The organism is Confluentibacter sediminis (assembly GCF_003258355.1).
Taxonomy (GTDB): domain Bacteria; phylum Bacteroidota; class Bacteroidia; order Flavobacteriales; family Flavobacteriaceae; genus Confluentibacter; species Confluentibacter sediminis.
The window spans coordinates 321,344-333,602 of sequence record NZ_QKPO01000003.1; the positions used below are offsets into that span (position 1 = coordinate 321,344).

The 12,259-nt window shown below is 34.9% G+C and carries 7 protein-coding genes; 2 read left to right on the forward strand and 5 right to left on the reverse strand.

From position 1 onward, the window contains the following. Positions 1-14 precede the first annotated feature (14 nt). From DKT72_RS03290 to DKT72_RS03310, 5 genes are all read right to left on the reverse strand, one after another. Entirely contained in the window at positions 15-2,456 is a 2,442-nt protein-coding gene (locus tag DKT72_RS03290; protein WP_111307290.1) for an ABC transporter permease, read from the reverse strand. Positions 2,457-2,484: 28 nt separating this feature from the next. Next, on the reverse strand, positions 2,485-4,884 hold the full coding sequence (locus DKT72_RS03295; protein WP_111307291.1) for an ABC transporter permease: 2,400 nt from the start codon (positions 4,882-4,884) through the stop codon (positions 2,485-2,487). Between the two features lie 85 nt (positions 4,885-4,969). Further along, positions 4,970-7,348 carry an ABC transporter permease gene (locus tag DKT72_RS03300; protein WP_111307292.1) on the reverse strand — a complete coding sequence of 793 codons (2,379 nt, stop codon included), beginning with the start codon at positions 7,346-7,348 and terminating at the stop codon, positions 4,970-4,972. A gap of 29 nt (positions 7,349-7,377) precedes the next feature. Next, complete coding sequence (locus tag DKT72_RS03305) at positions 7,378-8,055, reverse strand: ABC transporter ATP-binding protein (protein ID WP_111307341.1); 678 nt, start codon at positions 8,053-8,055, stop codon at positions 7,378-7,380. A 10-nt stretch (positions 8,056-8,065) separates the two neighbouring features. Further along, positions 8,066-9,319: an efflux RND transporter periplasmic adaptor subunit gene (locus DKT72_RS03310; protein WP_111307293.1), complete on the reverse strand. Its 1,254-nt coding sequence runs from the start codon at positions 9,317-9,319 to the stop codon at positions 8,066-8,068. Between the two features lie 205 nt (positions 9,320-9,524). Between DKT72_RS03310 and DKT72_RS03315 the strand changes: the two genes are divergently transcribed. Together DKT72_RS03315 and DKT72_RS03320 are read left to right on the forward strand one after the other, a co-directional pair. After that, entirely contained in the window at positions 9,525-10,871 is a 1,347-nt protein-coding gene (locus DKT72_RS03315) for a sigma-54-dependent transcriptional regulator (protein ID WP_111307294.1), read from the forward strand. Then, positions 10,861-12,201: a sensor histidine kinase gene (locus DKT72_RS03320; RefSeq protein WP_111307295.1), complete on the forward strand. Its 1,341-nt coding sequence runs from the start codon at positions 10,861-10,863 to the stop codon at positions 12,199-12,201. The genes DKT72_RS03315 and DKT72_RS03320 overlap by 11 nt, the downstream gene beginning before the upstream one ends. Positions 12,202-12,259 lie beyond the last annotated feature (58 nt).

Consider the following 12,259-nt stretch of genomic DNA (forward strand, 5'->3'; position numbering starts at 1 on the left):
ATGGTTTCTTTATTTTATTCTGTTCTTAAACTTTTAACCGGGTTTGCTATGGCTGCTTTGATTGCTTGAAAACTCACGGTGACCAAGGCTATAAGAATGGCTATAAAACCAGCAACAACAAAAATCCACCAACTTAACGACGCTTTGTATGCAAAGTTTTCTAACCAACGGTGCATGGTATACCAAGCTAATGGAGAAGCAATCAAAAAAGCTATGATTACCAGTTTTATAAAATCCTTGGAAAGCAAGGTGATAAGGTTTGTAACATCTGCTCCCAACACTTTTCTAACCCCTAATTCTTTCTTCCGCTGCTCTGCCATGTAAGAAGCCAAACCAAATAATCCCAAACAAGCAATTAATATGGCCAGAATTGAAAAGGTGAAAGCAATGTTGCCTACTTGCTGCTCTGCCTTATACATATCGTTGAAAGAGTCAACCATAAAATTGTAGGTGAACGAAGCGCTTCCAGACATTTGTTTCCACTTAGATTCAATAGTAGTCATTAATGAAGGTAAATTGGATGCTGTTACTTTAAATGCCATAGCCCAATTGGCTCTTCCATATTTTAATGCCAAAGGCCCTACGTTTTCCCTCAAGGATTCGTAATTAAAATCTTTAACCACACCTATAACGTGGTAGGTTTCAACAATACCTTCTTCAAGACGGCCACCACCATATAACTTTTTACCAATGGGATCTTCAAACCCGAGCAATTTAACAGCTTCTTCATTCAATATTAAAGCCATCGAATCGGTTTTCATTTCCTTTGAAAAATTCCGACCTTCAACCATTTCCATACCCATTAAAGGAATATAGGATTCGTCTATCCTCCAATCTTGCATATTAATGCCACTGTTGACATTTATGGTAGATTCTTTAAAAAATGTTGTGTTTGACCTTGCACTCCCTGAAACAGGTATATATCCTGCATAGGTAGCTTCTGAAACGCCCGACATATTGGTTATTTCATTTTTAAATGCTTCTTGGTTATTACCTAAAATGCCAGTATCGTTTATGACCAAAATCTGCTCCTTATTAAAACCTACATTTTTATTTTGAATATATTCCAGTTGATTAAACACTACGAAAGACCCTACTATCAAAACAATGGAAATTACAAACTGAAAGACCACTAAAGAAGAACGAAACCTATCCTTATTCCATGAGATTTGCATTTTACCTTTAAGCACTGTAATAGGTTTAAAAGAAGACAAATAAAATGCTGGATATAGCCCAGATAAAACCCCTACCACAATAGGTAATAATAGATAAAATACTATCCACCCAAGGCTAAACAAATCCTGCACATGGAAAGTTTTAGCTGATAGAGTATTGAAAGGGTTTAATAATACTATTGCTAAGCTTACGCCAAAGATGGTAGCCAGTGCGCACATGATAATTGATTCTGACAAAAATTGGGAAATCAATAATTTCTTATCAGTGCCTAATACTTTTCTAACCCCTACTTCTTTTGCACGTGTGGTAGAACGGGCTGTGGCCAAATTCATAAAATTAATGCAGGCAATAAGCAATACGAACAAGGCTATTACCGAGAAAATATAGACATATTGAATATTGCCATTAGGTTCTAACTCGCCAGAACGATTGGAATACAAATGAATATCCTCTAGAGATATTAATGAATAACGAATATAATTGCCCGCCTGTTCAAATTCTTCAAGACTATTAATCTGAACAGCTGCCTTAGCCTGAGGAAGTAAATATTTATTACTAAATTCTTTAAACTTAGCTTCAATATCTGTTGGGTCTGTACCATCCTTTAATTTTATATAAGTGAGAAAATTATGATTTAGAAAATTGTTCCAATCGTAATTCACATTCGCCATCGTAAAAAACAAATTGAAATGGAAATGTGTATTCTGGGGCACATCTTTCATAATGGCAGTAACAGTGTAATATTTAGTATCACCATTAACCTCTAAAGTTTTACCTATAATTTGATCGTAAGGCATTGAACCAAAATATTTTTTGGCGGCTGTTTCCGTTATCAATACCTTATCCCGCCCGTGAAGAGGTTTCAATTTTTCTCCAGCAATGATTTCAAAAGGAAAAATATCTAACAAAGTGGAATCAGCATGTACCACCGATGTTTCCCTAATAAATTCATTATGGACTTTGACAAGTTTCGGCCCATTGGAATTATAAAACCTTGTGAATTGCAATACTTGTGGGTAATCTTCTTTCATAGTCTCCCCCATAGGGTCGGAAGTATCTGCAATTATATTTTCACTTCCACCAAAACGGATATTAGAATTAATTCTATAAATATTTTCGGCGTATGGATTCCATCTGTCGTAACTCAATTCATCTACCACATACCTTGCTATCAAAATGAAGCAAGCTATACCAACGGCCAACCCACCAATATTTATAAAACTATAGGCTTTGTTTTTAAGTAAGTTTCGCCACGCTATTTTAAAATAATTCTTAATCATGATTATTCGTTTTTTGATTGATGATGATTTATTCCGTCCTTAAACTTTTTATGGGGTTTGCAATGGCTGCTTTAATCGCTTGGAAACTGACTGTTAGTAGTGCGATAAAAACCGCTGCAATTCCGGCTAGCACAAATACCCACCAATTAATTGGTGTACGATATGTAAAATCCTGTAACCAGTTTTGCATAATCCAATAGGCAATCGGAGAAGCCAATATAAATGCCATACACACTAACTTTAAAAAATCTTTAGACAACAACGTTGTTACTCCCGCTACAGAAGCTCCCAAAACCTTGCGTACACCAATTTCTTTGGTGCGCTGTTCTGCGGTAAAAGCGGCAAGTCCAAAAAGACCAAGACACGCAATAAAAATTGCCAATACCGAAAAAACAGAGACCGCATGCGCTGTCTTTTCTTCTGAAGCATATAATTGCGCGACATGTTTGTCTAAAAATTCATAATCAAAGGCCGTGTTGGGCATATTTTCATTAAAGGTTTTCTGTAAATTCCCCATAAATTGTGGAAGATTTTGCGTGTTATACCTAATCAAAAGTGCACGAACACGTTCAGGAGCTTTGTTAGATTTATAATACATATACCCGCCAATATCTTCTTTGACAGAATTGTAATTAAAATTTGCCACAACCCCAGTAATTATAGCCCTACCCCCAAGTTCTGTATTGATAATTTTACCAATGGCATCATTAGGAGACTTATAATCTAAATAGTTGATAATTTTTTCATTTATCAATGTATATATTATAGAGTCTCCCTCTGAAATAACTTCTGGCAGTTTACTTCCTGCAAGTAAATTTAATTTTAGAGTTTCAATAATATCACCCTCAGTACGGCAACTTTTAATGGGCATTCCTACCACATCTGTGCTTAATTTACGCACTGAACGACCACTTTCATTTAAACCTGGCATTGACTGAACAGCCGAAACACTTTCTATAGACATCTGCCTTTTAAGGTTTTGTGTTAAACTTCGAACTTGCTGCCTACTCTCAGCAGATTTAACAGAAACAGCTAGAACACCATTGGGATTATAGCCCAGATTTTTGTTTTTAATAAATGTCATTTGCTGAAGGATTATCGTAACAGCGATTATCAGAATGATGGAAGCTGAAAACTGAAATACCACCAATCCTTTTCTAACAAATTCCGAAGCTGAATTTTTTTTCTTTGATTTACTAACTAATAAAAGTGGGGAAATACTAGACATTGAAATTGCTGGATAACTGCCCGCAACAATCGTAATAACACCCCATATAATAAGTAAACCAATTAAAATGGGTGTAGCTAGTAAATCATGATAATTAATATCATTACCCGTAATACTTCTAAACAATGGAAGAGTAAGGAATGAAATCGCATATCCAACTACAACTGAAAAAAGCACCAGAATAGCGGTTTCTACATAAAAAAGCGAAAGCATTTGACCTCTGTTAGCTCCTAAAACTTTATTTACCCCAATACTTTTTGATCGTTTTCGGGAATTTGCAGTTGCTAAATTCATATAATTTATACAAGCGATAAACAGGATGAGCAACGATAGAAATAAGAGGCTTTTTATTGTATTTATATTACCAAGTCTGGTTGAATAACCGTCCTGCACATTAGCCGAATACAAATGTATTTTTGTTAAAGGCTGAAAGAAGAATTTAGTAAAGTACTGCCCATCCTTATCAACATATTTATCTATCAGGTCGGTTGCTTGATCTTCAATTTGGGCAACTGTGGTATTTGGCTGAAGCTGTATATAAGTCTCATAACTGGCATTGCTCCAATAAACGTCGGTACCCATCCATGAATCCTTAATATTATAGACCATATCGCAGTCTATGACGCTATTTTTTGGCAAATCGGCATAAATGCCAGAAACCTGAAGTGTATCCCTGTTGTTTACGGTAATAAGTTCTCCCATGGCACTTTTACTCCCAAAAAACCGCTCTTTTGCTGATTGAGAAAGCACGATTGATTTAGGTTGTAAAAAAGCATTTTTAGAGTTTCCTTCTAAAAATTTAAAATCAAACATGCTGAAGATTGTAGAATCTGCCAAATAAAGTCCATTTTCATTGTAGTTTTTATCGCCTATCTTTAAAGAAGCGGTCACACCAAAATCATCTTTTATTAACCGGGTCATTTTTTTAGCCTCGGGAATGTCCTTCACGATGGCTGGACCTACGGCATTTGGCAACTCTGCCCATATTTCAAAATCATATTCTTCAGAAGTTTCCATATTAACCCTATAGATGTTTTCTGAATTAGAATACATGTTATCAAAGTTGAGTTCTGTATACACAAACGCAAAAAGAATGATACACACACACAAACCAATTGCCAACCCTACAATGTTTAAAACAGTGAAAAGTTTATTGGCACGTATGTTTCTCCAAGCTGTTTTTATATAATTTTTTACCATTTTTAACTGTTTTGGGCTTTTCTTTCTACTATTTTTAATTAACACTTTTTTTGAGTTAGCATTCCCCCTCTAGTTTTAAGGGGTTTTATTCCGTTCTTAAACTTTTCGTTGGGTTTGTAGTTGCTGCCTTAAGCGTCTGAAACATGATGGTTAAAAAGGCCACCGTTAAAGCAATTAGCATAGCTAAAGCAAATACCCACCAGCTTAGATTAATTCTATAAGCAAAATCATTTAGCCATTTATGCATGAAATAAGCTGATACAGGCACGGCTACTAAAAAAGACATGGCAACAAGCTTTAAAAAATCTTTGGACAACAGATTGAGAATGTTTGGCACGCTTGCACCCAATACTTTCCTTACACCAATTTCTTTAGTACGCTGCATCGTGCTGTACGATGCCAACCCTAATAAGCCCAAACAGGATATGAAAATGGCCAACAAAGAAAAATTTAAAAACAGAGTACCGAACTTCTCCTCACTTTTATACTGGCGGTCGAAAAACTCATCCAAAAAATAATAACTATATGGTCTATTTGGAATGTTTTTTTGGTATGCTTTTTCTATGGTTGCTAATGTAGATTGAAGATTTGACGTGTTTAAGCTTACCGATAAATAATCCATATTACCCTGTTCAATACGCATAGTTAATGGTTTGATGGGCTGCTGTAGTGATTGGAAATGGAAATCTTTTATCACACCAACAATTTTTCCTTCACGTCCCCATTGCTTGAATTCTTTTCCAATAGCCTGCTCGGAAGAAGTGTAGCCAAACATCTTTACCGCGGCTTCATTTAATACCATAGCTTGGGTCGTATCGGTCATAAAATCCCTAGAGAAGGCTCTTCCTGCAACTACCTCCATTTTATAAAGTGGGATGTAATCGAAGTCAACAAAAAAGAGATCAAGATTTGCTTTCTGTAATTCACCTTTTATATTTTCTATTTCAGAATAGGCACTAGGATTTCCAGTTGCTGGGACACTACCTGATAAAGATACTTGATTGACATTTGCTAAACCTTTTAAAGTTTCCTTAAGAGCTTTAGCTCCCGAATCTCCATTGGTTTCTATGACCAATACCTGATCTTTTTTAAAGCCTAAATCTTGGTTGCGCATAAAACTCATTTGTGCATACACCACAATAGTCCCTATTACCAAAGCTGTAGAAATGGCAAACTGAGATACTACAAGGCTCTTACGCAATAAATTGCCATTTGCACCTGTTGCAAAACGTCCTTTTAAAACGGTTACTGGTTTAAAAGAAGATAATATAAAAGCTGGATAAATTCCTGCCAATAACCCAATACCCAACGCCACCAGCAGTAGATAAAATACATATTGGAGGTTATTAAAAATCCCTGTACTAACAACTTTTCCCGAGAGATCATTAAAGGAGTTATTCAATAATGCAATCAGCCCAATAGTTAATATGAAAGCGATCATACATATTATTATGGACTCACCAATAAATTGTAAAACGAGTTGTGTTTTACGAGCTCCTATTACCTTACGGATACCTACTTCTTTAGCTCTTTCAGCAGAACGTGCCGTGGTAAGATTTATAAAATTAATGCTCGCAATACATATTATGAAGAAGCCAATGATTGAAAATATATATACATTTTTGATGTTACCCGTTACAAACCCACCACGGGTCGATCTTAGATACACATCTTTCATAGGCTCCAAGAATAAGGTAGGATACATTTGAAGTTGATCCATTTCTTTTCCATTCCATTTTTCAAGAAAACCCGGCAATTTTTTTTCGAATGCTATTGCATCAGTACCTGGTTTTAGTAAAACATAAGCATAAGGACTATAATTTGCCCATTGATCATTCAGTCTTGCGTTGAATTTCTTCGTTATGGTAGTCATAGAAACTACCACATTTCCTTTTATCTGTGAATTTTCGGGAAAGTCTTTCATGATACCAGTTACTGTAGCAGGTAGTTGGTCACCAGTTAGTAAAATCGTCTTACCCATAGGCTCTTCATCCCCAAAATATTTTTTTGCAAGTGTTTCAGATAAAACAATACTTAAGGGCTCAGTTAATACTGTTTTGGAATCCCCTTTAACCAATGGAAAGTCAAACGTTGTAAAAAAATCAGGATCTGCAAATAAAGCTTCTGGTTCATTAAATTTTACGTTGCCTTTTTTGAAGAGAATTACATTTTGCATTACTCTTATAGCTGTTTCTACTTCAGGAAATTCCGTAATATGGGGAGCAACAGCCCATGATGGCCCACTACCATTAATAACTTCAGTAGGTGTTTTAAGATCAGCTACTATACGGTAGATACGATCGCTTTTGCTGTGAAAATTATCATAACTCGTTTCAAAATTAACATAAGTGAAAATTAAAAAGCAGGCTGTCATACCAACCGTTAATCCTAAAATATTAAGAAATGAAAACAAGCGGTGACGCCAAAGGTTTCGGAAGGCAATTTTGAAATAATTTTTAAACATATAGCTCGCTTTTTGATTGATGACGATTATTACACTAAAATATCTTCGGTGACTTTGTGTCCATCCAACATGCGAATAATACGATGGCTATATTTAGCATCATGTTCACTGTGCGTTACCATAATGACTGTGGTTCCCTGATCATTTAGTTCTGTTAGTAATTGCATCACGTCGTTACCATTGCTACTGTCCAGATTTCCCGTAGGCTCATCTGCCAGAATCAATTTTGGATTATTTACAACGGCTCTTGCTACGGCAACCCGTTGTTGTTGTCCACCAGATAATTGTTGTGGAAAGTGGTTTCTACGGTGCATAATCTGCATTTTTTCCAACACCTCTTCCACCCGTTTTTTTCTATCGGCAGGTTTTACGCCAGTGTATATTAATGGTAATTCTACATTTTCATACACAGTAAGTTCATCAATCAGATTAAAGCTTTGAAACACAAAACCGATGTTGTGTTTTCTTAAATCGGCACGCTTGCGTTCATTGAACCCAGCAACCTCAATACCGTTAAATATGAAACTGCCGCCATCTGGATCATCCAAAAGGCCTATAATGTTTAAAAGCGTTGATTTACCGCAACCAGACGGTCCCATAATGGCAACAAATTCGCCTTCTTTAACATCAAATGTTAATTTGTTTAATGCTACCGTTTGCACTTCTTCAGTACGGTAATATTTCTCTAGGTCTTTAATTTTTATCATTGAGTTCATTTTAATTTTTTAATACAAGTTCTTCTATGTCTTTATAATTACTATAACTGGAGGTTATTACCTTGTCTCCAGGTTTCAAACCTTGCAATACCTCATAATTTTCTGTGTTTTGGTTGCCCAATTGGATATCTACTTTATAAGCTGAATTGCCATCATCACTGACTTTATAAATCCAATTGCCTCCTGTTTCTTGGAAAAACCCACCTTTTGGAATCATAACAGCTTCTTTCTCTTCGCTTAAAGCCACCCGAATAGATAAGGTCTGTCCTCTACGAATGCCTTCTGGAACTTCCCCATCAAATTGCATATCCACTTGAAAACGTCCATTAGTCACTTGGGTATATACCTTTTTAATAACCAATGTATAGTCTTTATTATTCAAAGGAAATGTTCCTTTTTGACCGGTGTAAATTCGGGAAATATAATGCTCATCAATATCTACCCGCACTTTGTAACCGTTCAGAACATCCAACTGACCCAAGCGTTCGCCTTTGTTTTTGGATTGCCCAATTTCGGCATCTAAAGAAGTTAATTGCCCATCTACTGGAGCACGTACAATAAGGTCACCAACTTTTTTACGCATCAGCTCCAAAGCATTTTTGGTTCTAGCGTAAGAACTAGACTCTTGATTGCTCACTTGTTTAACCGCTATGGAATCTTGCTTTAAAATTTCCTTTGCCAATTGCATCCGTTCTTTTTGATAATTATAATCGTTTTGGGATTGCAAATAGTCCTGTTTACCAATCGCTTTTTCTTCATACAATTTTTGATTCAAATTATAAACCCTTTTTGCTTCAATAAAAGCATTTTCAACATCCGTCATTTGGTTTAATCTATTGATGGTATTTTGGCGTGCCGCTGTTTGTGAAATCTGCATTTGGGTCAATAAATTATAAACCGAGGTTTCTTGGTTTACCAAGGTCAATTCCAAATCGGTATTCGAAAGACGCAAAATAGGATCTCCTTGTTTCATGAGAGCCCCATCTTCAACAAATAATTCTTCCACCCGACCGCCTTCAAGCGCATCTAAGTAAATAGTTGAAATAGGTAATACGATACCATTAACAGGAACATTCTCCTGAAAAATGCCTTTTTCAACAGTGCTAATAGTAATCCGTTCGGTCTCAACATTTAATTTTGAGCCACCACCAGTTGAAGCATATACAAAAATAACAAGTAATAAAATAGCGATTACACCTACAATTTTTAGTATGTTTGAAGTACTGAATCTCTTTTTTTCAATTGGAATGTCCATATAATATTTTAATTTTTATATTTATCTTAGCAGAATCGTGCCAAACAAATAAATTATTGATTATCAAATATTTAAACTAAAATATCACTATTAATGTGTTCGCTTTTGCAACAAACACTGTTCGGAAACGATACACTTTTTACTTCCCAAAAATTAGCATCGTACATTTTTTATAGAAGTCTTATAAAATCGTAATATTGTAATTATGCTACTTAAAAATGCTTCCATATTAATTATTGACGATGATGCCGATGTGCTGACAGCCATCAGGTTGCTTTTAAAATCTAAAGCAAAGGACGTTACTACTGAGAAAAATCCTAATAATATTCAATCACTCCTATCACAAAAAAAGTTTGATTTGGTTATTCTCGACATGAATTTTAATGGCCTAATACATACAGGTAACGAAGGCATATTTTGGCTTAAAAAAATAAAGGAAATTAACCATGAGGTGGATGTCATTTTAATTACCGCCTATGGCGATATTGATTTGGCCATAAGGGCTTTAAAAGAAGGGGCCTCCGATTTTTTGATTAAGCCCTGGAAAAATGAAAAGCTTTTCCAATCTGTTCAAGATATTTTAAGCAAAAAATCTGTTGGCAAAACAAAGGCTTGGAAACCTGTATTAAACGATGGCAAAATTCTTGGTGAAAGTGATGCCATGAAACATGTATTTCTTAAAATACAAAAAGTAGCCCCAACAGATGCCAATGTCTTGATTTTGGGTGAAAATGGTACTGGAAAAGATTTAATTGCAAAAGCGATTCATGATAATTCCTTACGAAAAGACCAACCATTTGTAAAGGTGGATGTAGGTGCTTTAACGAGTTCATTGTTTGAAAGTGAATTGTTTGGTCATAAAAAAGGAGCCTTTACAGATGCCCGTGAAGACAGACAAGGACGTTTTGAAATAGCCCAAGGTGGCACCTTGTTTTTAGACGAAATTGGGAACATTTCTCTACAACAACAAGTACGATTACTCACGGTCCTTCAAAATAGATTCATCACCCCTATTGGTTCCAACCTTCAAGTTCCCATTGATATCCGTCTGATTTGCGCAACCAATGTTGGGATGGAAATGCTGGCGGATGAAACAAAATTCAGGAAAGACCTTATTTATAGGATTAACACGGTAGAAATCAATGTGCCACCGCTCAGAGATAGGGATAATGACATTTTGCTTTTAGCCAAGTTTTATTTGGAACAATACTCTGAAAAATATTTCAAAACAGAATTTAAACTAGATGAAAGCTTAGTTAAAAAACTAAAAAACTATCACTTTCCTGGGAATGTGAGAGAATTACAATCCGCCTTGGAACGAGCTGTTATTATGGCTGACTCATACATGCTAATAGATAACGACCTCGTTTTTTCTGCATTGGAACAACCAATTGCCCCCCAAATAATTGAAGATGTGAACTTAGATGAGGTCGAAAAAACCACCATACAAAAAGTCATCAATAAAAATAACGGCAATATTTCTAAATCTGCTAAAGACCTTGGCATTACAAGAACCGCACTTTATAGACGGATGAATAAACATGGCTTATAGAAAGTTTAAATACCCTCTGGTTTTTAGAATGATTTTAATACTATTTGGTGTAGTGTTAACTGTTGGTACCTATCAACTTGAAATTAAATATTATTTTTTTTGTTCATTATTCTTCATCATCATACTTTTAATCAATCTATTCCATTTTATAAATAATCGACTTACTGAAGTCGACGATTTTCTTGAATCTATTACCTATCGGGATTTTTCTAGATTTTTTAATGAAAAGTCTGGCAGTAAAGACATTCAAGAACTCCACAAAAGCTTTAATACAGTTACTAAAACTATTAAAGCCATGAATAGTGAAAAAGAAATCCAACATATTTATTTGAGACAAATCTTAGAAATGGTGGATACTGGAATTATCGCTTACAATACTCAATCTGGAAACGTACTGTTAATAAATAATGCCTTTAGAGATATTTTAGACGTTCCTGAATTTAAAAAAGTAAGTTTTTTAAAAAAAAGAAAAACTGATTTTTATAATAAATTATGTATTGAAAATCATCCAGAAACAACCTCATTGTCTGTATTTATTGGACATGATAAACTAAACTTGTTGGTGTCGGATTCACTTTTTAAAATTGAGGATGATCTCTATAAAATTATTGCGGTACAAAATATTGATGAAACCATTGACCATACAGAATCTGAAGCTTGGAAAAAAATATTGAGTGTTATGACACATGAAATCATGAACTCCATTTCCCCTATTTCATCATTGGCAGAAACGCTACAACACCATGTGAGAGATGCTGTAAAAAATCCTAAAGAAAACCCATTAAATATGGAAGACTTAGATGTTGGAATTGAAAGCATTAAAAAAAGAAGTGAAGGCCTTATGATGTTTGCCAAAACTTACCGAAGTTTACATAAAGTAACACAACTGAATCTTAGTACGGTTACTATTTCAGACTTATTTGATAATATCAAAAATCTTTTACAGCCTTCATTAAAAAAAATCAAATTAGAATTTAGCCTTTCAGATTCTCATCTAAAAGTTGATATCGATAGACATTTAATTGAACAAGTCCTTATTAACCTCATTTTAAATGCCTTAGAAGCTACCGAACACACAGAACATGCCCAAATCAATATTTCCGCCACTGTAAATTTGAAAAGTCAGACTATTATCCAAGTACAAGACAATGGTGCGGGAATTCCTGATGAAATACTAGATAGTATTTATGTACCTTTCTTTACGACCAAAAAAAATGGAAGTGGTATTGGATTAAGCCTTAGCAAACAGATTATGCTTTTACATAAAGGAAAAATTAAAATAAATAGTGCTATTGGTAAAGGGACTTCTGTTATTTTGGTTTTTAATTAAAAACTTATTAGCCTAAGAAATGTACCTCTCCTTTATCCCTCTCTTCTATTTGAAGTAT

Excerpts from the sequence above, each read along its gene's own strand:
- DKT72_RS03300 (WP_111307292.1), bottom strand. The coding sequence starts at position 7,348 with ATGTTTAAAAATTATTTCAAAATTGCCTTCCGAAACCTTTGGCGTCAC.
- DKT72_RS03315 (WP_111307294.1), top strand. The coding sequence starts at position 9,525 with ATGCTACTTAAAAATGCTTCCATATTAATTATTGACGATGATGCCGAT.
- DKT72_RS03310 (WP_111307293.1), bottom strand. The coding sequence starts at position 9,319 with ATGGACATTCCAATTGAAAAAAAGAGATTCAGTACTTCAAACATACTA.
- DKT72_RS03305 (WP_111307341.1), bottom strand. The coding sequence starts at position 8,055 with ATGATAAAAATTAAAGACCTAGAGAAATATTACCGTACTGAAGAAGTG.
- DKT72_RS03295 (WP_111307291.1), bottom strand. The coding sequence starts at position 4,884 with ATGGTAAAAAATTATATAAAAACAGCTTGGAGAAACATACGTGCCAAT.
- DKT72_RS03320 (WP_111307295.1), top strand. The coding sequence starts at position 10,861 with ATGGCTTATAGAAAGTTTAAATACCCTCTGGTTTTTAGAATGATTTTA.
- DKT72_RS03290 (WP_111307290.1), bottom strand. The coding sequence starts at position 2,456 with ATGATTAAGAATTATTTTAAAATAGCGTGGCGAAACTTACTTAAAAAC.